The following is a 20,894-nucleotide window of genomic DNA, read 5'->3' as shown; positions in this document are numbered from 1 at the left end:
AAGAATAAAAAAACGACGCATTTTACAATACTTTTGTGAAGTTTCTTACCAAATTACGAAAAATTGCGCTTACTTACTGAACTATACTGTTGAAAAAGTAGAAACAGCGAAGTAATGTTTGATTTTTCTTAAATTTTCATTAGAATACGCACTCGGTTTTTTAACCGTCAAATTTAGGGAAATAGCTGGGTCGCCTGCTATTTTTGTATCAATGGAACCTTAGGTTCCCTTTTTATTTATGAGAATTTAATTATGTCATTCAAATTTGAAGCTGAAGTTCGTTCGGCGCAAGGTAAGGGTGCGAGCCGCCGCCTGCGTCACAATGGTCAAGTTCCTGCAATCATCTACGGTGGTAAAGCAGAAGCTGTATCAATCATTTTAGACCACGATAAAGTAAACAACGCACAAGTACACGATGCGTTCTACAACGAAGTGTTAACTATCGTTGTTGCGGGTAAAGAAGAGCAAGTAAAAGTACAAGCGATTCAACGTCACCCAACTAAACCAAAACTTGTTCACTTAGACTTTAAACGTATTTAACCCCATGTAGTTAAACACTATTTCTCAGACTTTGTATCTGTTAGTTTTTTTAATTTAAAGTCAGATTACTACGAGATAGTTTAGGAATAAATTTCAAGTAGTTCCAAGCCCCTTTTATCAGCGGATAAAGGGGCTTTTAACTATAATAAATAGGGGCTAGATAACTAACTTAAACCGCCTTTAACTAATTATGTTTAAATGGAAATTTGAGCTTTAAGTTACTGTGATTAAAACGCTATTTGCATTCCTTCAAATACAATTCCAAATGTACTTTGGAAATACTGTTAAACTTGAGTAAATGACGTTTATCTTGGCTCTAAAAATGCTCAATTCTGTTTATATGTTTTTTTTCTATGGAGTGGTATAACTCAGTGCCACAGTCAATGAATGCTTTGCCGTTGAAGATTCTGTATTAGGTATGATTTCAGGCAAAGCAGCGAATATGAAAACTGTCGTTATTCCTGCTAAGGCAGAGTGGGATGATCCACGTTGGTCGTTGGCAGATTATAAGTTAGAGCAGATTTCTGACTTGCTAGGATTAATAAAATCATCATAAATTTGATATAGATTGTATTTTCATTTGAAAAACCGCAGAAAAGCGGTTTTTCCTATTTATTCTGATTATTTAGTGATAAAATTGCCTGGATTTTAATCTTTGTTATGTGTTTGAGTGGTGAGTGAAGGAAATGTTATGAAGAAAGTGCGTAGATATTCGGAAGCGGCTTTCGTATCACTATTGGTAACAGCTTGTGGTGGGGGAGATAATTCCTCAAATATGACACTTATTATTAGACAATAACTATTTGCTAGCACAGCTTGGAATGGCAAATGCGAAAAACAAGATTAAGCGTTCAATTTTAATGCCAAATGAAACACGCCGTGTCGAAACAGAGGTTAAATCAAAGCTTTATCATTTCTATACGGAATTAGGACATCGTATTAAATTTGAACAAGGTGAAATAAGTCCGTTTATCGGATACCAATTTGATTCTGTTTATCAAAAAGCCTTTGACGAAGGAAAAAACTTTGGTATTCAAGCGAATCGTACTCAATATAACTTAAATAGTTATTTGCTAGGGTTACGTGCCACCATGAAATGGGGAGATTTGAGCTTAAATACGACCTTATCTCACCGTATGACCCCAAAAGCAGAAAATGCGTTTGGCTTTAATGCTCGCTATATCGGTGCGGAAAGTGAAATTGAATTACAGGGTATTTCACCTGCAAAATATGCCACTATGGCGAAGTTGGGATTGAATTATCAAATTAGCAAAGCTCTTCATCTTTTCGGGGAATATGCGATTGCTCGTCAAAAAGGTGGAGAAAAATGGCAAAACGTGAGTGTAGGAATGAAGTATCAGTTTTAGTCACTTTTTGCAAAAAATCAGGCTAAAGTGACCGCTTGTATATCATTTGCTTGTGAAATAAGCCTTTTTGGACTATTATCACAGGCAATTACATTGCTGTTACAAGCAATGAGACAGACAATTTAGGGGCGTATCTTACGCCCCATTATTTATTTAAGAGAAAAAACAATGGCAAGAGAGTTTTCAAGAGCAGATCGTGTAGCACAAGAGCTACAAAAAGAGATTGCAATTATTTTACAACGTGAGGTGAAAGATCCGCGTATTGGTATGGTGACGGTGTCTGATGTGGAAATCAGTCGTGATTTAGCCTATGCCAAAGTGTTTGTGACTTTCTTGTTTGATAGTGATGAAAGTGCGGTAGAACGTGGGTTAGAGGGGCTAAATAAGGCTTCGGGCTATATTCGTACCTTAGTGGGTAAGGCGATGCGTTTGCGTATCGTGCCTGAATTGCGTTTTGTGTACGATCAGTCGTTGGTCGAGGGTATGCGTATGTCAAACTTGGTGACAAATGTGATCCGTAAAGACCAAGAGCGTCACGTTGAAGAAGAGTAACGATGGGCAGACCAAAGAAAAAAGGGCGTGATGTCCACGGGGTGTTTTTGTTGGATAAGTCGCAGGGCGTAAGCTCTAACGATATTATGCAAAAGGTAAAACGCCTCTTTAATGCGAATAAAGCAGGGCATACGGGAGCGTTAGATCCGCTTGCTACGGGTATGTTGCCGATCTGTTTAGGTGAGGCGACTAAGTTTTCTCAGTTTTTGTTAGAGGCGGATAAGCGTTATCGGGTGATCGCAAAATTGGGGGAGCGGACGGATACTTCTGATGCTGATGGGCAAGTGGTGCAGACGCGTGAAGTGAAGGTCGAAATTGCAGATATTTTGGCGGCACTTGAGGCATTTCGTGGTGAAATTTTGCAAGTGCCAACGATGTTTTCTGCCTTAAAGCATAATGGTAAACCCCTTTATGAATATGCGAGAGCAGGCATTACTGTGGAGCGTGAGGCTCGCCCGATTACGATTTTTGAGCTGTTATTTGTTGAGTATCAAGCCCCTTATTTGACGTTGGAAGTACATTGTTCTAAGGGAACTTATATTCGGACGTTGGTTGATGATTTGGGGGAGGCGTTGGGTTGTGGCGCTCACGTTACAATGTTGCGTCGTTTGGCAGTCGCTGATTATCCTGTTGAGAAGATGATGAGCTTAGAAGCCTTGCAAAATTTAGCGGAAAATCAGCCGCTTGTTGAGTTAGATCAGTTGTTGTTGCCGATGGATAGTGCGGTGGCTCGTTTGCCTCATTTGGATTTAACTGATGAACAGACAAGAGCAGTAGGTTTTGGGCAACGTGTGAAATTTGATAATCCGCAAGGAATTTATGGACAAGTGCGGTTGTTTTCAGCAGAAAAGCTGTTTTTAGGCGTTGCTGAAATTACTGCGGATAATGTGATTAGACCAAGTAGAATGGTCAATAGATAAAGTAAGATGATAAAGAGATCCTATTTAACCATATCAATGGCGTGCTTGGTGTTGGCAGGGTGTGCTAATTCTGAGCAAGAGTATCCTAAGGTGGCGTTGGAGGCTAAGTATCCTAATGCTCGTTCTTTAGCTCATTTTGATGATTATGTGAGTTTTTTAAAGAAAAAAGCGGCGAATGAAGGGGTTTCCGCAGAGGCGCTAAATACGGCGTTGAATATTCAATATGTGCCTCGTGCCGTTGAGTTAGATCAGCAACAAGCTAGTCGTCGACGTGATCCTAATTTACCTCCGCCACCGCCAAATCCAAATGGGGTGACGAATTATTTGAATAAGACCTTAACCCAAGCAAAAGTGGACGTGGCGGCACAACGTTGGTGGCAATATCAGCCTCAATTAACCAAAGCAAGCCAGAAATATGGGGTGCAAAAAGAGTATTTGATGGCGTTATGGGGTATGGAAAGTAGCTTCGGGCGTTATCAGGGCAATTTTGATGTGTTGTCTGTGTTGGCGACACTGGCATTTGATGGTCGCCGAGAGAAGTTGTTTACTCAAGAATTTGTCAATGCAATGAAGATGTTGCAACAGGGAACCTTAGTGCGTGCCGAGATGAAAGGCTCGTGGGCTGGGGCAATGGGGCAGACGCAGTTTATGCCAACCTCTTATTTGAACTATGCGGCAGATGGCGATAACGATGGGCGTAAGGATATTTGGAAAAATCAGTATGATGCCTTTGCTTCTATTGCGAATTATCTGGCAACTGTTGGCTGGGATAAGGACTTGCCGTGGGGGGTAGAGGTTAAGTTGGCTCAACCTATCGATCTCTCTTTTTCTGGGATTGAGTTGAATAAAGCAAAAAGCCTTGCTGAGTGGCAGGCGTGGGGTGTTTATTTAGCCTATCCAACGGCTCAAGAAACAACAAAACTGAATGCGTTGAGTTCAGAGAAGTTGTGGTTGGTTCGTCCTGATAAAGAGGTAGGGCGAGCGTTCTTGGTGTCGAATAATTTCCGTACGATTTTAGATTGGAATAAGTCGAATAATTTTGCGGTGAGTATCGGGAAATTTGCAGATCGTATTTTGCAGAGAGTAGAGTAGGGAAGAACGATGGCGACCTATATCGTGGGAGATTTGCACGGCTGTTTTGATGAATTTCAGTTGTTGCTTGAGCAAGCTAATTTTGATCCGCAGTATGATGAACTTTGGCTAACGGGTGATTTGGTTGCTCGTGGCGAGAACTCTTTGGCTTGTTTGCGTTATGTGAAGGCTTTGGGGGAGAGGGCAACTGTGGTGTTGGGTAATCACGATGTGCATTTACTTTCGACACTGCAGGGAATTAAAGCGGTGAAGCCTAAAGATAAGGTTGATGCGATTTTTGAGGCGGAAGATCGTTTGGAATTGCAAAATTGGTTACGTTCTCGACCGCTTGTGGCACAACACCCTGTTCATCAATTTTTGTTAGTCCACGCAGGAGTAAGCCCAGAATGGGATTTAGCGACCACTTTAGCTTGTGCAAGGGAAGTGGAAACGGTGTTACAAGGTGAGCAATTTGCAGATTTTCTTGCTCAGATGTATGGCAATTCACCAGACCAGTGGCGTGCGGATTTGCAAGGCATTGAGCGTTGGCGTTATGCATTAAATGTGTTTACGCGTATGCGTTTTTGTTATGCGGATAAGCGGTTGGATTTTGATTGTAAATTACCAGTCGAAGAAGCCCCAGAGGGCTTAAAACCTTGGTTTGAACTAGATAATCCGTTTTATCGCCAGCAACCGATTATTTTTGGGCATTGGGCGAGTTTAATTGGTTATCAAACTCCAGATACGATTTATGCGTTGGATACAGGCTGTGTTTGGGGTAATCATTTGACGATGTTACGTTGGGAAGATAAACATATTTTTACACAAAAACGCTTAAATTTGGATTAAAAACAAGCGGTTGGTTTCCCTCGCTATTGCGTTGTTTTTGCTTTTTCTTTAGAATAGACCTCGTTTTTATGCGACTATAGCTCAGTTGGTTAGAGCACCACCTTGACATGGTGGGGGTCACTGGTTCGAGTCCAGCTAGTCGCACCATTTTCCCAAAAGCAGAAATTCCCCGTTTCTGCTTTTATTTTATAAATTCCCCATAAAAACAAATACTTACCTAGTATTTGACAGCGAATTACCCACTAAAAACCACGTTTTCTACCCCCTGTTTTTTATAAAAAACAGTCATTTCCTGATCGATTTCGATCTGTTCTAAAATTAATTGCACACATTTGCACACATCAACTGCACACATTGCAAATAGCGATGAGTGCTTGATACACAAGGGATAGAACAATGGCAACCATCATTAAAAACAGCAAAAAATGGCGAGCGCAAGTGCGCAGACAAGGTATAACCAAAACCGCAACATTCACAACACGCACAGAAGCGGTCAATTGGGCGAATTTTATCGAAGCAGAAATTGAAGCAGGGCGTTACACCAACACCCCAGATGTCACATTTTCCGCCTTACTGATGAAATATTTACAAGAAGTGACCTGCCACAAACGGGGCAAACGTGAAGAACGCTTCCGCATTTTACGCATTGCCTGCACACCGCTTGGCGAAGTCAAATTGAACGAACTTGCCAAAGAGCATTTCAGAGCGTGGCAAAATCAACGGCTCACCGAAGTACAACCAGCTTCAGTCGCAAGGGAAAGAGCCACCCTATCAGCCGTCATCGCAAAAGCGATGGAATGGGATTTTTTAACAACCAATCCTTTAAAAACCTTAGAAAAAATCAAACTCCCAGCAGTGACCCTATCCCAAATTCTGTGTAAACACCCATTTCAACTTAACGTTGATCGTCTAGGCGATCACCAAAATCAATCATAAATCGATTCATTGCCAGTTTCCAGTTCTGAATGACGGTATACACCTTACCATCACGCTTTAAAAGCCCGAATACAGCGGTTTTACTCACAGCTCCACGACCTCGTTTACCTTTGCGAGTGCCGCCAAAATAGCTTTCATCGGCTTCAATTTCACCTTCAAACATCTCCATATGTGGGCTGTTTTGATAGATAAGCAATCGCAGACGATAGAAGTAATAGGCTGCTGTCGTTTTATTTACATTTACCAACTCAGTTGTTGTTCGAGCAGTGACACCTGCCACAAACAGCTCAATGAGTTTATTTTGTTTATGCTGACTTAGGCGACTTTTTCTCATTTGGTTATTTTAACCTAAAATAGAGCTTTTAGTCGTTATCTAGGACAGCCCCAAGATATTTTACACACATTATGCTATCTCTCTACTAAGAGTATAAATAATGCTAAAGCGATAATTTAGTAAATTGATTTTTTCTAATAAAAAGTACCTATAATTTGAGATATTACTTTTTCTCTTTTGATGAAGAGTCAGTAGTACTATTTTGAGATAGCATGTTTTTTGTAAAAGAAAGTTTACTATTTAGAAATATTTTTCTATTCCGTGTGATTTTTCTAGCTAAATTCTGTATTTTAATTAAAATATACATGTTCATTTTTATTGACAGGTAATTGTATGAAAAACAAAACATTAGGAAGTACCTTAATTGTTGCAGGTACGACAATCGGGGCTGGAATGCTTGCTATGCCTTTAACATCGGCAGGTATCGGCTTTGGTTTTACGTTTTTACTTTTGGTTGCACTTTGGTTATTACTTTGCTTTAGTGCCTTATTATTCGTTGAAGTGTATCAAACTGTGGACAGTGATGCAGGGCTTGGTACTTTGGCAGAAAAATATTATGGCACTTTCGGGCGTGTAGTTTCAACAACGGTTTTAATTGTATTTCTTTACGCTATTTTATCCGCTTATGTATCAGGCGGTAGTTCACTTCTTGCTGTATTTTTACCAACTATTATTGATGCTGAAACCACTACGCGTATTTCAGGTGTGATTTTTACACTCGTATTTGGTGTATTTATTATTTTAGGTACGACCAGTGTTGATGCAGTAAATCGTCTATTGTTTACCACTAAGATTCTTGCTTTTATCTTGGTGTTATTTTTACTCTTGCCAAACGTATCTATAGATAACTTAATGGCAATGCCTATTGATAATGCGTTATTAATTTCAGCAAGTCCAATTTTCTTTACAGCATTTGGTTTCCACGGTTCAATTCCAAGTTTGAACAAATATTTAGAAGGCAATGTGAAAGCGTTGCGTATTTCTATTGTTGTGGGTACATCCATTCCGTTAGTTGCCTACATTTTATGGCAATTGGCAACGCACGGCGTATTAACTCAAACAGAATTTTTACAAATTTTGGAAAAAGATCCGACATTAAACGGTTTGGCTGAAGCGGCTAGACAAATTACAGGTAGTTCAATTATTGGTGCAATGGTGCGAATTTTCTCGGCATTAGCCTTGATCACTTCATTCTTAGGTGTGGCACTTGGTCTATTTGAAGCATTGGAAGATCTTTTAAAACGTGTAAATATAAATGCAGGAAGAGTGAGTTTAGGTGCATTAACCTTTATTCCGCCAATGTTATTTGCCTTCTTCTATCCACAAGGCTTTATTGCAGCTCTAGGCTATGCTGGGCAAATGTTTGCTTTCTATGCGATTGTGTTACCAATTGCAATGGTTTGGAAATTACGTCGTCAAAATCTAAATTTACCATATCAAGTAAAAGGTGGTTCTATTTCCCTATTACTCGCTTTACTTATTGGGGTATTTATCGTGATGGTACCATTCTTGATTGAAAGTGGATGGCTACCAAAAGTGGTTGGATAATTTGTTGAATAGCAAGTACAAAAATTAAGTCATTTTGTATTATAAAAAAATACACCGAGTGTAATAATTTTTTTACATTGAGAATTTTTCGTTACGTTTTAATTTTGTTTTGCTAGAATGCCTAGGATTTTTATTTCAGGAGTTTTTATGAAAAATAAAATTTTAGGCAGTGCCTTAATGATTGCAGGCACAACCATTGGTGCAGGAATGTTAGCAATGCCATTAACTTCCGCAGGAATGGGCTTTGGAATGACGTTGGTATTGTTGGTGGGATTATGGTTGCTTCTCACTTATACTGGATTACTGTTTATGGAAGTCTATCAGACCGCCGCACAGCAAGATGTTGGGGTAGCAACCCTTGCTGAACAGTATTTTGGAATGCCTGGTCGCGTATTAGCGACAGTGTGCTTACTTGTACTGCTTTATGCACTTTTAGCTGCCTACATTACAGGCGGTGGCTCTCTTGTTTCAGGACTATTACCTGAAATGGGAGAAGGTGATACCACCTTAAAAGTTGGCATTTTGCTTTTCACCTTTATTTTAGGGGTATTTGTTGTCGTAGGTATTAAAGGGGTAGACGGTTTAACTCGTGTTCTTTTTATCGGTAAAATCGTTGCATTTGTATTTGTACTGTTAATGATGTTTCCAAAAGCAAAATTGGAGAACTTAACCGCAGTGCCACTAGATAACTTATTAGTTATTTCAGTGATCCCGATTTTCTTCACCTCTTACGGCTTCCACGTTATTATGGGTAGTATTAATAGCTACCTTGATGCGGATATTCGTAAAATTAGAATTGCGGTGATTATCGGTACAGTGATCCCTCTCGGTGCTTATTTACTATGGCAGTTAGCAACACACGGCGTATTAAGCCAAGGCGAATTTGTCACCTTATTAAACCAAGATCCAACTTTAAATGGTTTAGTTAAAGCAACAAGCCAAATCACAGGCAGTACCATTTTAGGCGAGGTAGTACGTATTTTCTCAGCATTAGCTTTAATCACCTCTTTCTTAGGGGTAGCAATGGGTATTTTTGAAGGGGTTGGCGATTTACTAAAACGTGTAAACTTGCCAGCAAATCGAGCGATTTTGACACCTTTAACCTTTATCCCTCCGCTTGCATTTGCCTTATTCTATCCAAACGGCTTTATTGCAGCCTTAGGTTATGCAGGTTTACTCTTTGCTTTCTACGGATTAATTTTACCTATCGGTTTAGCGTGGAAAGCTCGCCAAGCACACCCTAACTTACCCTACCGTGTAGCAGGTGGTTCTATCGGTTTAATTTTGGCTTTCATTATGGGTATTGTGATTATTGTTATCCCATTTCTAATGCAAAACGGTATTTTACCTACTGTTGCTGGTTAGAGGTATATTGCTTAGGTTTCTATTCTGCACCTTAGTTAATTGGTAAAGCCAAACCTCTTTGAGGTGCAGATCCATATCAGGTTCCTTTAATTTTGTCTCTATGCCTTTATTGGAATATTCTTAGGGTAAAAAGACAGCTTCTTATCGTTTTTTATCTAATTTTTCTGGTTGCTCAATTAAAATTAGAATGGCGGAGTTACCACCCCATTCTCTCGGTGCTTGGTGTAATGCAATCACTTTCGGATGTTGAACAAGCCAACGAGGGATTTGATATTTCAACGCCCTTGTGCCATAGCCTGTCATAATGCTGGCACAATAAATCCCTTCTCGCTCACAAGCTAAAATTAAACTTGCCAGCTCTTTTTTGGCATTTTCTTTGGTCAAACCGTGTAAATCTAAAAAGAGTTCAGGGTGAAAGTCGCCACGGCGAAGCTGTTTTAAAATATAAGGATCGACATCTTCTCGACGGTATTTCACTTTATCATTTTCTTCGGTTAATAACGGCTCATATTCATCGGAAAAATAAAACAATGTATCCGCTTTTTCTTTTAATTCTCTGATCTCATTGATTTTTTTACGCGGTTCAACTTTAGGAACAAAGGTATCTTGTTTGATTTTCTTTGTTCCCTTAATCGCTTCTCGAAACAAAGCTAACTCATCATTTTCTAACATAATATTTCCTTTTAAATTAATCAGCCCATTCTAACACAAAGGGAAATATGGTATAAAACGGCAATTTTTCAAAATAGGTATTAAATATGTACGAACATAACCTTGAACTTCTTGATGAAATCGCTTCATCGCCTGTTGCTGACGATCTTGCCACTATTTTAGATATGATGCGTTGGGCATACAGCTACTTTAACGCCTCTGATCTCTATTACGGACACGGACACGACAATGCGTGGGATGAAGCCAATCAACTGGTTTTAACCGCTCTTGCATTGCCAATGGACGTGCCAGAAACACTCTACGCTTCACGCTTAACCTGTGTAGAAAAAGAACGTATTATTGAAATGGTCGAGCAACGTTTAGGCTTACGCAAACCCGTTGCTTACTTAACAAATTCGGCGTGGTTCTCTGGCTTAGAGTTTTACGTTGATGAACGAGTGATAGTGCCACGTTCCCCTATCGGCGAATTAATTCAACAAGGTTTTACGGGGATTTTACGAGCTGAACCAAAACGCATTTTAGATATGTGTACAGGAAGTGGCTGTATTGCGATTGCTTGTGCCGACAAATTCCCAAATGCTGAAATTGATGCGGTTGATCTCTCTGTAGATGCGTTAAATGTGGCTGAAATCAACATTGAACGACACAATATGGCTCATCGTGTATTCCCATTCCAATCAGATCTGTTCAACGATCTACCACAAGATCGCTATGATTTAATCGTGACTAATCCGCCTTATGTCGATCAAGAAGACTTAGACGATATGCCAGAAGAATTTCACCACGAGCCCGAAATGGCATTAGGTTCTGGGGCGGACGGCTTGGATATTACCAAACGCATTTTAGCTCAAGCGGCAGATTTCTTATCCGATAACGGCGTATTAGTCTGTGAAGTGGGTAACAGTATGGTTCATTTAATTGAACAATTCCCAAGCGTGCCATTCCACTGGCTTGAATTTAAAAATGGTGGGTTAGGGGTGTTTAGCTTAACCCGTGAGCAGTTAGTGGCGAATAGACATTTATTCTTTTAACTCATCGGGTTTGTTATATTTCCTGTATTTTAGTACGTATATAAAGATTAAATTCAGTAATTTTTAGAAAATTTTCGTTATAATAGAACCCAATTTTTATTAGGAGGAATATCCATGGCTACTATCAAAGATGTTGCTAAATTGGCTGGGGTTTCAACCACTACCGTTTCTCACGTTATCAATAAAACTCGCTTTGTGGCAGAAGATACTACAAAAGCCGTATGGGATGCGATTGCCAGCCTAAATTACTCGCCTAGTGCCGTTGCTCGAAGCTTAAAAGTGAATACAACAAAATCAATTGGTATGATTATCACAACAAGCGAAGCCCCGTACTTTGCGGAAATTGTGCTTGCCGTTGAAGAATACTGCTATCGTCAAGGCTATTCGCTATTTTTATGTAATACCCAAAATGATGCTGAAAAAGTACAAAACCATTTAGATATGTTAATTAAAAAACGGGTTGATGGCATTTTGGTAATGTGTTCCGAATATACGGAAAATTCCTTGGCGTTATTTAATGGCACGAATGTACCTATGGTGGTTATGGATTGGGGTCCGAATGATGGTAAGAGTGACCGTATTATAGATCACAGCCTTGATGGTGGTTATATGGCAACCAAACATTTAATTGATAATGGACATTGTGATATTGCGATTATTGCGGGTTATCTTTATAAAACAACCGCAAAAGCCCGTTATGATGGTTTTGTTAAGGCAATGACGGAAGCAGGTCTGTTGATCCGCAAAGAGTGGATTTTTGAAAATGACTTTCAGCCTGAGGGCGGTTATGAAAGTATGAATAATTTGCTCAAACAGGATAAGTTACCCACCGCTGTGATCTGTGGTTGTGATGCAATGGCGTTAGGTGTGATTTCAGCCATTACAGAAAAAGGGCTTTCTGTTCCGCAGGATATTTCCGTGATTGGCTATGATAATATCCATAGTTCACGTTTCTATGCACCGCCTTTGACAACTATTCATCAATCTAAAACACGTTTAGGGCAAATGGCAATTGATACCTTATTAGAGCGTATTCAACAGCATAATGAGCAACCGTCTGAGCCTGTTACTCCTAAAGTATTGGAATTTTATCCAGAATTAGTGGTGCGTAGTTCGGTTCGCAACCTAAATCAATAAGGACGTTAGAATGGAACTATTAATTGAGTTTTTCAGCAGCTATGGTTATTGGGCGGTATTTCTAGTATTGCTCGCCTGTGGCTTTGGTTTGCCTATTCCTGAAGATGTCACATTAGTGTCTGGTGGGGTAATTTCTGGTTTAGGATACACGAATGTTCATTGGATGTTGTTTGTCAGTATGCTGGGCGTATTAGTGGGCGACAGCACAATGTACTGGCTAGGTCGTATTTACGGCGAGAAGATTTTGCAATTCCCTCTTATTCGCCGCATTGCAACCCCAGAACGCTTCGCAACAGTACAAGAACGCTTTGAAAAACAGGGCTGGAAGTTGCTTTTTGTGGCACGTTTTTTACCTGGTCTTCGTGCTGTGGTGTATCTGGTTTCTGGTATCACACGCCGAGTGACCTTTACTCGCTTTGTGTTAGTGGATTTCTTTGCAGCAATTATTTCCGTACCCATTTGGATCTATTTAGGGGATTTTGGTGCAAAAAACCTAGACTGGCTACATCAACAAATTCAAAAAGGACAGATGGCAATTTGGCTTATGTTATTGATTGGCGGAGCCATTGTATTTTGGAAATGGAAAAAGTCTCATAAAGTAAATTGAAAAACATAAAAAAAGCCCCTATAACAGGGGCTACTCGGAAAGCAAATTTATGATTTGGGTTATTGAACATAACACTTATTCTTGTTGCTGTAAGATTACGTCAATTTTTTGAGTTTTTCAAATTTTATTTGCATAAAAACATAATTTTTTTATTTTTTTGATAAAAATCAAATTTTATGTTCCTAATTTAGTAGCCAAGCTCTGCCATAATGTTTCATATGACCTGCTTTTTGTCCTGCTTGATGTCCAATTCCTTGATAAAGGTCGAAATGTTGTCCCTTCACTGCGCCCCCAACATCTAATGCTACCATTAGGCGGAATTCATGGCGACCATTCCAGTTACCATTGTGATCAAGTATAGGCATCTCAATTAATAATACACTTCCTGTTGGAATGAGGCGCTTATCTGATGCAACTGATGCTAAAGGAACTAATGGGACTCTTGCTGATCCTTTTACTTCTAGTGTTGGATCTCGGCGGAAGTACACAAAAGAATTATTTCTTTCCAGTAGTGACTGCAATCTGTGAGGATTTTCTTTACTCCATTTACGAATTGCTTGAATAGAGATATTCTCTTTCGCTATTTCTCCATCTTCTACTAACAAACGACCGATACTGGTGTAAGCATAGCCATTTTTATCTCCGTAGGCTAAATGATGTAGCCTACCACCACCGATATCAACAAAGCCACTACCTTGTACTTCCATCAAAAAGTTTTCCAGCATTGAATTAGTATAAGCCAATTCTAAACCTTTGCCAGCCAGCGCACCGCGGTAAATTTGAGCCCTTGAGTATTTCTTATTCCCTTTAGGAATTGCATAAAGAGGATGATGAAATTCACCTTCTGGACGTATTCTTGCTGGGATTACAGGGATATAATAGCCCGTCATTAGTACATTTTGGTACCCATCCTGCCCTCGCATTTGTTGAATTTGGACTCCGTAATGTTTTAAATCTTTAATTTTTCCTCCATGGGATAACCAAGTAAAGAGCTTATTATATGTTTTTACATGATGCTTCATTAGGTTAGTTGAATGGTTTTGAATATGAGCAAGTTGTTGTAAAAAATCCTTTTGATTAACAATGTTATTATTTATCTGAATATCCGATATATTCACTAATGGTACATTAGATGGAATAAATTTACGTTGGTGAAATTTAGCTCCTAATTTTGTTATTTCTGTATTAGGCTGCTCAGATATTTTTGTAGAACAAGCAGTAAATAATGTTAGGGTGCTAAGTAAAATTATTTTTGAATAAGTTTTATAAAACATATTTGTTCCCTTGAAAATATACATCAGGTAAAATTTTTTCTTACCTGATGTTCATAAAAGTGTCATAAAGGACAGAGGAGAGTAATCATGGAAATAGTTTTGAATCTTATTTAGATTAAAACGTCACCCACAACCGATCTTGTTTCTACACGAACCTCTTTGAGCTTCACTTTTACCGCTTGCCCGAGCTGGTAAGCCTTCTCGCCTTTGATGTAGAGTGCAATCTCTTCTGGGCTAAATAACATTTCTTCTTTGTTATTATGCAGAGTTGAGAATGGAACAAAAATCGAAGCGCCATTTTCAATGACTTTAACACGTAAGCCACCACGAGAAACATCTTGGATTTCGCCGTCAAATTCTACGTTTTGTTCCACCATAGGCTCAAGATAACAGGCATAAAGCCAGTCGGCAATATCACGTTCAACCATACGATTTTGCTTACGAGCTTCTTGTAAGCGAGTTAAAACGGTTTCTTCGACAGGTTTTGCTGTTTGATTTGCAAGAACTTGTTTAATTAAACGATGATTGACCATATCGCCATATTTACGAATTGGCGATGTCCAAGTTGCATAATGGCTGATACCTAAACCTAAATGCGGAGCTGATGTTGCTTTAAATTCAGCAAAAGTTAAATAGCGACGTAACCGCATTTCTAAGAAATTTTCAGGGAATTGCTCAATATCACGACGCATTTCGCAATAGCCTTCAAGGGTACTTAAACGCTCAGGGGAGTAGCGTTCAGATAAACTCTCTCTATTTTCATCATTGGAAAGCGTATCCAGTAAGAATTTGCGAGCAGGCTCTAGGTTTTTGCTATCAAAACCTGAGTGGGTATTAAATACGCCTGTGTGTGCATATTTATCTAAAAACTGTGCGGCACAGATGTTGGCAATAATCATTGCCTCTTCGATCATTTGGTTAGCGATACGGCGATATTCAATGTGAATTGCTTTGACTGCGCCGTCCTCAGCTAACTCAAAGCTGTAATCGCCTTGCTCTTTAAATAGCAAGGCATTTTTGCTACGCCAGTCGATACGAGCAAGGGTAAATTGATGCAACCAGTCGATTTGTTGTGCGGTTTCTGCACAGTCTGGTGTCCAGTGATTTTCGACTTTTTCAAGATAATCAGATACTTCGTCATAGACCAAACGAGCTTTAGATTGAACCCAAGCTGACACAAAGCGAGCTTCACCTACCACATTACCGCTTAAATCTGTCTCAATATAGCCGACTAATGCTGGACGTTTTTCATTCGGCACGAGAGAGCAAAGATCATCGGACAGCTCTCGTGGCAACATCGGAATGTTAAAACCAGGAAGATAGTTGGTGAAACAGCGTTGGCGAGCGGCTTTTTCAATTGCAGACTGCTCAGGAATGTAAGCGGTCGGATCGGCAATCGCAACGACTAAACGCCAGCCTGTTTGCGTGCCGTTCTCGCTAATTGGTTCAACGTATAACGCATCGTCCATATCTTTAGTGCTGGCACTGTCAATGGTAGTAAAATAGAGGTGAGTTAGATCTTCGCGCTCAACTTGATCCTGTAATTCATAGCTTTTCTCATTCGCAACAGGTTCACGAGGCTGTTCGTGGCGAGCTAAAGTTACCCACCACGGCGCGAAATTATCGTCCGCTTTACAGATAAATTGCGTGACTTGAGCAAAGAAAAAGCGATCATCACGAAGAGGGTGTGTTTTCAACTGTGCCACCACCCAGTCGCCATTTTCAAGGGTTTCTGTGACTTTTTTCTGCGTATTGGCTGGAATAAAGTTATTGATACTTGGGTGATCAACGGCTAATTGCAATTTCCCGTCTTTGTTAAAACGCACTTGAGCGATAAAACGTTCTAACATTGGCTCTAATAACGAGTCAATTTCAACTTGCTCTTTATCGCCATCACGCTTCACAACAGCTTTGACCTTATCGCCGTGCATCACTTTTTTCATTTCCGCAGGGGGAATGAAATAGCTATTTTTCTCACATTCTAGAAAGCCATAACTTTTATCTGACGTTTTTACAACGCCTTCAACATATTCTTTGCTTGCTTCAATCTGTTGTTTTAATTGAGCTAATAGGGGGTTATTTTGGAACATAGATTCTCGTATTGATAAAAATAAAAAGCGGTGCGAAATGCACCGATATAACTAGAAAATTATAGCGGATTTCAGGCAGACTGTCTGAGAAATTTATGATTTTTTCGATCGCTATCGAAAAAATAGCAAAGCAAGCTAGCCAAAATATTTTTATACCTTAGGCTATAAAATAGCTGAGAAATTGTACTGTGTACGTTATACTAAGGTTGTTTGAATGGAAACAGAAGAATATCTTACTTTTATTGAAACCAAAGTTTTTGAAGAAGACCGAAAAGCATTAATGTCTGATGATGAATATCAGAAATTTCAGGCTTATTTATTAGAATCTCACGAATTAGGCGATTTTATTCAGAATACTGGTGGTTGCCAAAAAATTCGCTGGAAACTAGAAAGTAATAACAAGGGCAAAAGTGGTGGTGTAAGGGTGATTTACTATGTTGTAACCAAACAGGGAAAATTATTATTAATGATGATGTATGCTAAAAGCAAACAAGACAATATGAGTGATAAACAAAAAGCAATGTTAAAAGCGGTTGTATCCCAATTAAGTGAGGAGTAAAGATGGAAAAAGAACTTTTTGAACGTCTAATGGAAAGTGCGAGAGAAATGGTCGCCATTGAAAAAGGCGAAATAGAAGTACCACCACATCGTATTCATATCCATAAAATCCCGAATGTCAAAGCGATTAGAACCCAGCACCAGATGAAACAAGCGGAATTTGCTTCTCTTTTAGGCGTAAGCCAAAATCTTGTGCAGTCGTGGGAAATCGGCAGACGAACCCCAAATGGTGCGGCACGGAAATTACTTGCGATTATTGAGCAACAGCCAGAACTTATCCCTGTATTACAAGGGCTTTAATTCAATACAACAAGTGGCTATGACAGATAAAACTACCACAATTTTATTGCGCGGAGATTATTATGCCCAAACGCCCATCAGGAATTGATTCTGCACTCTTTTTATTAGAGATTTTACGCCGTATCCCCAAAAAGCCTTATCGTTTAACTACGTCTGAGATATTCGATAGTATGAAAAAGGCAGGCTTTGAAAAAGATAAGCGAAGTATTCAGCGTGCATTAAAAACCTTAAGCGAGCATTTTGACGATTTGGAATGTGATGATCGTGACAATGAATATGCGTATTGTTGGCTTGAGCGATCAGTCGGCATTTCCGTGCCGATGTTGAACGAACAACAAGCGTTAATCTTAAAATTAGCGGAACAGCAACTTAAATATCTCTTGCCTGCGAATATTATGTCGTCAATGGAACCCTTTTTTAAACAGGCTGAAAAAATTGTGGGAGCAGGGACGAGTAATCCTGAACATCAATGGCTCGGAAAAATTTGTAGCGTACCGACCAGCCAGCCACTTATCCCTGCTAAAGTGAAAGAGGATGTTTTTACAGCTGTCAGTACCGCTCTTTTCCAAAATAAATTACTGCACATTGAATACCAAAACCAAACTGGCAAAAAACATAAAGCACAGATTATGCCATTGGCGATTGCACAACAAGGAGCAAGCACCTATTTAGTCGCTCGTTATGATGGGTTTGACGATAACCGCTTACTTGCCTTACATCGTATCAAAAAAGCTGAATTATCAACCTTTAGCTTTGAACGCCCAAAAGACTTTAACTTAAAACAGTACCAAGATGAAGGGAATTTAGGTTTTGGTAGTGGTGGGAAAGTGAAACTGACATTTTCCATTGCTCGTTGGGCCGGCTTCCATTTAACCGAAACGCCACTTTCAAAAGATCAAATTACACTCGAAGAAAGCGAAGAACATTACCGCTTCCAAGCGACTGTTGCTGATACGGATATGTTGGAATGGTGGATAAGACGTTTTGGCGAAGAGATTTGGGATATTGAGAAAGAGAGTGTTTAGTGCGACATATCTTGTCGCATTGCTGAATATAATCAGTTTATAACAAGATTTAATCATTTGATTGAAGGGTAAAATATGCATTTATCAGTAAATTTTAATCAAGATAAAGATAAAACATTGGACATCGCTCAACTAGCTACATTTTTTAAAATGTGGAAAGAGGGTGTTTTTCTTGAGCCTTCGGAAGAAAAAAAGGAATTAGTGATTCCTGATCGTGAAAAATTACAATACTTTTTTAATAAGTATAAAGAAGCACGAGTACCGATGGAAGAAGAAAAGGCTTTAGGCATGAAGGTTAATGTATGGAAAACCGCAAACTTGGGGCGTTATGAGGTTCGCAATAGTAAAGTTTTACGCTGGTTTTTAGATATGCATGAAGATCACGGACAAGGAAGTTTCTTCTTAAAAGCGTTGTATGACAGTCTAGGTTGGGATAAGTCATCCTTTCCTTTCCCAAGCGTTTATCGGGCAACGGAAGAATGTTGTCCTTTAGGAGATGAAAGTGAACGAGTCGATATTGAAATTGAATCTGACGAAGTGTTGCTATTTATTGAGGTAAAAATTGATGCTTTAGAAGGTAAAGAGCAGCTAAAAAGATATCATGATGTTGCCAAAATAAAAGCAGGTTCAAGAGAATGGAAAATTATTTATTTAACAAAAGATGGTATTGTTAAATATGATCAGGAAGATAAACAAAGTTTATCGGATAAAGAAAAAATTATAGGTCTTTCTTGGACGCATTTTGCGAAAGTTTTGCAGAAGCAAATAAGACAAGAGCTAAGAAAAAATCCAAATAACCGCAGTTTATGGTTAGCCGAACAGTTTGTAGAACACATCTTAACTTTTTAATATGAGGGAAACTAAAATGAGTAGACAAGCAGCTTTCAAATTAATCATTGAAAACATTCAGATGTTTGATGAAGCTTCACATTTAATTAATGATGACTTTGATTCTGAGCTTTTTAATGCTGTAGATAATGTGATTAAAGAGTTCGAGTTTGATTTTGAGTGTAAAGGAAAATTTAATTCTGCTGAAAATAGATTTTCAACATTTTATCCTTCATACTGGTTAGCAAATTCGTCAGATGATACGGATGCAAATAATTGCTACGCTCATTATTATTTTGGTTTTGAATGTGATGAAACGGGTAAAAACATTCATTATTGGGGGATTACTTCTTTATTTTCAAAAGTTGGAGGAATGGTTTTAGGATTCTATAGTTGGAAAAAACAATTCCCAAAATGCGGCAATAAAGATTGGAAAGAGTTCATGATAGAACAGAATAAAAAATATCCTGAGCTAGGAAAATTAGGCTTTAAATTTAATACTAAAGGCTATGATTTTTATCTACCAATTAAATCTTTAGATCCTAAGCTAGTCATTGAAAACTATCCTGATTCCTTAGAAGATGCAATGGAGCCGATTCGTGATGCGTTAAAAACGTTAAAAGAAGCCCATCCGATTTTTAACGAAATTGTTGAAGCGGCGAAAAAGAAATTTGGCACAAACTAGGGCTTGTTGATGTTTTGAGATTGCAAAATCATCAAGAGGTGTTTATTTAATATCCCAGCACGTCAGAGCCGTACTGGGTTACGCATAATTCAGCCCCTTTGGGGCTGAGAATTAGAGTGGCAAAGCCACTCAACTATACGTAACCTAGTACGCATTTTGCGTGCTAGGTATAAAATTATAAGCACAAAACATTAACAAGCCTTAAAGTAATTTTCATGCGACATATCTTGTCGTGTTAACCATTATATTTAATAGCTCCAATCAACAAGGAGATCTATATGTCTAAAAAAGTGCAATTTACCGGCATAGGCTTGCAAGGTAATGAGTTCGTAAAAAATCACGAAAATTCACCGCTTGTTACATCTTTTCATTATATTGAGCAACTTACAGAAGTTATGGCAGTGGATACTGAAGCATTCTCACTTCTGTTTGTAGAAAATAATGAGAGAGATTTACAGCTGTGTTATCAGTTTGCAAAATCATTCCAATTTGATTGCTTATCTGTAGTCGTATTACCAACAAGAAGGGAAAGTCTGCATAGTAATTGTCATAAGTGGCTACTTGATTTAGAAAAGCGCATAGATATCCTTATTGCATTAAATAAGCCATTACCAGTAGACTGTATGTTACTTAAAGAGACGGACTTATTTGATGCTATTACAGTAATAATAGATTTGATTTCAGAGAATAATTTAATTAATGTTGATGTGGAAGATATTAAAACAGTTTCTTATGGTGCAAAAGAAATAGACTTTTACTCTTTTGAAATAGAGCGAAAAGGAGAGACAATTAGTGCTGATGATGTAATTACTCATTTATTATCAAAAAGCCACAAGAAAATAAAAGAAATAAATGGTGCAGTTATCTCAATTACATCAGATGAAAACCTTCTTTTGGATGAATATCATATGATTATGGAATCCATATCGTCCCTTATTTCTGAGGATTGTACAATCATAGCTTCTACAAATGAGCCTCTCCCACAATTTGTGTAAATACCTGTTTCTGAGATAATACATTCAGACACAGGTATTTTATTATGAACGAAAAACAACTTCACGCCTTGGCAGCGGAATTTGCCAAAAACCTAAAAACACCAGAAGACCTCAATCAATTTTCACGGATGCTCAAGAAAATCACCGTCGAGGCTGCGTTAAATAGTGAACTGACCGACCATCTTGGCGATGAAAAACATCAGCCTAGAA

Annotated in this window: 21 protein-coding genes, 1 tRNA gene and 3 pseudogenes; 20 read left to right on the top strand and 5 right to left on the bottom strand. The window is 38.8% G+C overall.

All coding sequences use genetic code 11. The annotated features are described in order from the left end of the window. Positions 1–252 precede the first annotated feature (252 nt). Positions 253–540: a 50S ribosomal protein L25 gene (rplY, locus tag B0183_RS06945; RefSeq protein ID WP_005713734.1), complete on the top strand. Its 288-nt coding sequence runs from the start codon at positions 253–255 to the stop codon at positions 538–540. Positions 541–704: 164 nt separating this feature from the next. Here the strand turns inward: rplY and B0183_RS11945 are convergent. Next, positions 705–889: pseudogene (locus B0183_RS11945) on the bottom strand (IS1595 family transposase); the annotation flags it as partial. Positions 890–1,343: 454 nt separating this feature from the next. On the opposite strand from B0183_RS11945, the gene B0183_RS06935 reads away from it, so the two are divergent. The 7 genes from B0183_RS06935 (at position 1,344) to B0183_RS06905 (ending at position 6,235) form a co-directional block, all read left to right on the top strand. Further along, positions 1,344–1,907, top strand: coding sequence for an autotransporter outer membrane beta-barrel domain-containing protein (locus tag B0183_RS06935; protein WP_232744945.1), 564 nt, complete (start codon positions 1,344–1,346; stop codon positions 1,905–1,907). Positions 1,908–2,075: 168 nt separating this feature from the next. Then, positions 2,076–2,459 (top strand): 30S ribosome-binding factor RbfA, encoded by a 384-nt coding sequence (rbfA, locus tag B0183_RS06930; protein ID WP_005713730.1) that lies wholly within the window; start codon positions 2,076–2,078, stop codon positions 2,457–2,459. 2 nt (positions 2,460–2,461) lie between these two features. Further along, a complete protein-coding gene (truB, locus tag B0183_RS06925) occupies positions 2,462–3,379 on the top strand; it encodes a tRNA pseudouridine(55) synthase TruB (protein WP_071610311.1) in 918 nt (305 codons plus the stop codon). A 9-nt stretch (positions 3,380–3,388) separates the two neighbouring features. Next, positions 3,389–4,471 (top strand): lytic murein transglycosylase, encoded by a 1,083-nt coding sequence (locus B0183_RS06920; RefSeq protein WP_062924513.1) that lies wholly within the window; start codon positions 3,389–3,391, stop codon positions 4,469–4,471. A gap of 9 nt (positions 4,472–4,480) precedes the next feature. Next, positions 4,481–5,299, top strand: a complete 819-nt coding sequence (gene apaH, locus B0183_RS06915; RefSeq protein ID WP_075606064.1) for a bis(5'-nucleosyl)-tetraphosphatase (symmetrical) ApaH — start codon at positions 4,481–4,483, stop codon at positions 5,297–5,299. Positions 5,300–5,369: 70 nt separating this feature from the next. Then, positions 5,370–5,446: transfer RNA gene (locus B0183_RS06910), tRNA-Val, on the top strand. Positions 5,447–5,695: 249 nt separating this feature from the next. Next, positions 5,696–6,235, top strand: a complete 540-nt coding sequence (locus B0183_RS06905; protein WP_078208558.1) for a hypothetical protein — start codon at positions 5,696–5,698, stop codon at positions 6,233–6,235. Positions 6,236–6,263: 28 nt separating this feature from the next. Here the strand turns inward: B0183_RS06905 and B0183_RS06900 are convergent. Then, positions 6,264–6,569: pseudogene (locus B0183_RS06900) on the bottom strand (IS1595 family transposase); the annotation flags it as partial. 333 nt (positions 6,570–6,902) lie between these two features. Between B0183_RS06900 and B0183_RS06895 the strand changes: the two are divergent. Both B0183_RS06895 and B0183_RS06890 read left to right on the top strand, forming a co-directional pair. Next, positions 6,903–8,117, top strand: coding sequence for an aromatic amino acid transport family protein (locus B0183_RS06895; protein ID WP_078208557.1), 1,215 nt, complete (start codon positions 6,903–6,905; stop codon positions 8,115–8,117). Positions 8,118–8,264: 147 nt separating this feature from the next. Beyond that, positions 8,265–9,482, top strand: a complete 1,218-nt coding sequence (locus B0183_RS06890; RefSeq protein WP_021119110.1) for an aromatic amino acid transport family protein — start codon at positions 8,265–8,267, stop codon at positions 9,480–9,482. A 141-nt stretch (positions 9,483–9,623) separates the two neighbouring features. On the opposite strand, the gene smrB is transcribed toward B0183_RS06890, so the two are convergent. Continuing rightward, positions 9,624–10,154 carry an endonuclease SmrB gene (smrB, locus tag B0183_RS06885; RefSeq protein WP_005714346.1) on the bottom strand — a complete coding sequence of 177 codons (531 nt, stop codon included), beginning with the start codon at positions 10,152–10,154 and terminating at the stop codon, positions 9,624–9,626. Positions 10,155–10,240: 86 nt separating this feature from the next. Here smrB and prmB point away from each other — a divergent pair, with 86 nt between their 5' ends. The 3 genes from prmB to B0183_RS06870 all read left to right on the top strand — a co-directional run bounded on the left by prmB (position 10,241) and on the right by B0183_RS06870 (position 12,929). Next, on the top strand, positions 10,241–11,185 hold the full coding sequence (gene prmB / locus B0183_RS06880) for a 50S ribosomal protein L3 N(5)-glutamine methyltransferase (RefSeq protein ID WP_021110886.1): 945 nt from the start codon (positions 10,241–10,243) through the stop codon (positions 11,183–11,185). A 114-nt stretch (positions 11,186–11,299) separates the two neighbouring features. After that, positions 11,300–12,322: an HTH-type transcriptional repressor PurR gene (gene purR / locus B0183_RS06875; RefSeq protein ID WP_021109591.1), complete on the top strand. Its 1,023-nt coding sequence runs from the start codon at positions 11,300–11,302 to the stop codon at positions 12,320–12,322. Between the two features lie 10 nt (positions 12,323–12,332). Then, positions 12,333–12,929, top strand: coding sequence for a DedA family protein (locus tag B0183_RS06870; RefSeq protein ID WP_021110885.1), 597 nt, complete (start codon positions 12,333–12,335; stop codon positions 12,927–12,929). A 182-nt stretch (positions 12,930–13,111) separates the two neighbouring features. On the opposite strand, the gene mltA is transcribed toward B0183_RS06870, so the two are convergent. Next, a complete protein-coding gene (gene mltA / locus B0183_RS06865; protein WP_005714201.1) occupies positions 13,112–14,203 on the bottom strand; it encodes a murein transglycosylase A in 1,092 nt (363 codons plus the stop codon). A 110-nt stretch (positions 14,204–14,313) separates the two neighbouring features. Further along, positions 14,314–16,293, bottom strand: a complete 1,980-nt coding sequence (locus B0183_RS06860) for an exoribonuclease II (RefSeq protein ID WP_078208556.1) — start codon at positions 16,291–16,293, stop codon at positions 14,314–14,316. A gap of 214 nt (positions 16,294–16,507) precedes the next feature. Between B0183_RS06860 and B0183_RS06855 the strand changes: the two genes are divergently transcribed. From B0183_RS06855 to B0183_RS11940, 7 genes and pseudogenes are all read left to right on the top strand, one after another. After that, positions 16,508–16,852, top strand: coding sequence for a type II toxin-antitoxin system RelE/ParE family toxin (locus tag B0183_RS06855; protein WP_005714197.1), 345 nt, complete (start codon positions 16,508–16,510; stop codon positions 16,850–16,852). A gap of 2 nt (positions 16,853–16,854) precedes the next feature. Next, a complete protein-coding gene (nadS, locus tag B0183_RS06850; protein WP_016527809.1) occupies positions 16,855–17,151 on the top strand; it encodes a NadS family protein in 297 nt (98 codons plus the stop codon). Positions 17,152–17,213: 62 nt separating this feature from the next. Further along, complete coding sequence (locus tag B0183_RS06845) at positions 17,214–18,176, top strand: helix-turn-helix transcriptional regulator (protein ID WP_078208555.1); 963 nt, start codon at positions 17,214–17,216, stop codon at positions 18,174–18,176. A 75-nt stretch (positions 18,177–18,251) separates the two neighbouring features. Further along, entirely contained in the window at positions 18,252–19,025 is a 774-nt protein-coding gene (locus B0183_RS06840; protein WP_005714194.1) for a PDDEXK-like family protein, read from the top strand. A gap of 16 nt (positions 19,026–19,041) precedes the next feature. Further along, complete coding sequence (locus B0183_RS06835; protein ID WP_005714192.1) at positions 19,042–19,689, top strand: hypothetical protein; 648 nt, start codon at positions 19,042–19,044, stop codon at positions 19,687–19,689. Between the two features lie 278 nt (positions 19,690–19,967). After that, complete coding sequence (locus B0183_RS06830; RefSeq protein ID WP_035519506.1) at positions 19,968–20,684, top strand: FtsZ/tubulin family protein; 717 nt, start codon at positions 19,968–19,970, stop codon at positions 20,682–20,684. 44 nt (positions 20,685–20,728) lie between these two features. Further along, positions 20,729–20,894: pseudogene (locus tag B0183_RS11940) on the top strand (IS256 family transposase); the annotation flags it as partial.

Origin of the sequence: Glaesserella parasuis, from assembly GCF_002015085.1 — a bacterium.
GTDB classification, from domain to species: domain Bacteria; phylum Pseudomonadota; class Gammaproteobacteria; order Enterobacterales; family Pasteurellaceae; genus Glaesserella; species Glaesserella parasuis.
The sequence above is the reverse complement of the archived record's forward strand: the minus strand, read 5'-3'. Positions and strand labels throughout refer to the sequence as shown.

What these genes read in the sequence shown, in the direction of transcription:
- rplY (WP_005713734.1), top strand. Translation starts at nt 253, where the DNA reads ATGTCATTCAAATTTGAAGCTGAAGTTCGTTCGGCGCAAGGTAAGGGT.
- rbfA (WP_005713730.1), top strand. Translation starts at nt 2,076, where the DNA reads ATGGCAAGAGAGTTTTCAAGAGCAGATCGTGTAGCACAAGAGCTACAA.
- truB (WP_071610311.1), top strand. Translation starts at nt 2,462, where the DNA reads ATGGGCAGACCAAAGAAAAAAGGGCGTGATGTCCACGGGGTGTTTTTG.
- apaH (WP_075606064.1), top strand. Translation starts at nt 4,481, where the DNA reads ATGGCGACCTATATCGTGGGAGATTTGCACGGCTGTTTTGATGAATTT.
- B0183_RS06905 (WP_078208558.1), top strand. Translation starts at nt 5,696, where the DNA reads ATGGCAACCATCATTAAAAACAGCAAAAAATGGCGAGCGCAAGTGCGC.
- B0183_RS06895 (WP_078208557.1), top strand. Translation starts at nt 6,903, where the DNA reads ATGAAAAACAAAACATTAGGAAGTACCTTAATTGTTGCAGGTACGACA.
- B0183_RS06890 (WP_021119110.1), top strand. Translation starts at nt 8,265, where the DNA reads ATGAAAAATAAAATTTTAGGCAGTGCCTTAATGATTGCAGGCACAACC.
- smrB (WP_005714346.1), bottom strand. Translation starts at nt 10,154, where the DNA reads ATGTTAGAAAATGATGAGTTAGCTTTGTTTCGAGAAGCGATTAAGGGA.
- prmB (WP_021110886.1), top strand. Translation starts at nt 10,241, where the DNA reads ATGTACGAACATAACCTTGAACTTCTTGATGAAATCGCTTCATCGCCT.
- purR (WP_021109591.1), top strand. Translation starts at nt 11,300, where the DNA reads ATGGCTACTATCAAAGATGTTGCTAAATTGGCTGGGGTTTCAACCACT.
- B0183_RS06870 (WP_021110885.1), top strand. Translation starts at nt 12,333, where the DNA reads ATGGAACTATTAATTGAGTTTTTCAGCAGCTATGGTTATTGGGCGGTA.
- mltA (WP_005714201.1), bottom strand. Translation starts at nt 14,203, where the DNA reads ATGTTTTATAAAACTTATTCAAAAATAATTTTACTTAGCACCCTAACA.
- B0183_RS06860 (WP_078208556.1), bottom strand. Translation starts at nt 16,293, where the DNA reads ATGTTCCAAAATAACCCCCTATTAGCTCAATTAAAACAACAGATTGAA.
- B0183_RS06855 (WP_005714197.1), top strand. Translation starts at nt 16,508, where the DNA reads ATGGAAACAGAAGAATATCTTACTTTTATTGAAACCAAAGTTTTTGAA.
- nadS (WP_016527809.1), top strand. Translation starts at nt 16,855, where the DNA reads ATGGAAAAAGAACTTTTTGAACGTCTAATGGAAAGTGCGAGAGAAATG.
- B0183_RS06845 (WP_078208555.1), top strand. Translation starts at nt 17,214, where the DNA reads ATGCCCAAACGCCCATCAGGAATTGATTCTGCACTCTTTTTATTAGAG.
- B0183_RS06840 (WP_005714194.1), top strand. Translation starts at nt 18,252, where the DNA reads ATGCATTTATCAGTAAATTTTAATCAAGATAAAGATAAAACATTGGAC.
- B0183_RS06835 (WP_005714192.1), top strand. Translation starts at nt 19,042, where the DNA reads ATGAGTAGACAAGCAGCTTTCAAATTAATCATTGAAAACATTCAGATG.
- B0183_RS06830 (WP_035519506.1), top strand. Translation starts at nt 19,968, where the DNA reads ATGTCTAAAAAAGTGCAATTTACCGGCATAGGCTTGCAAGGTAATGAG.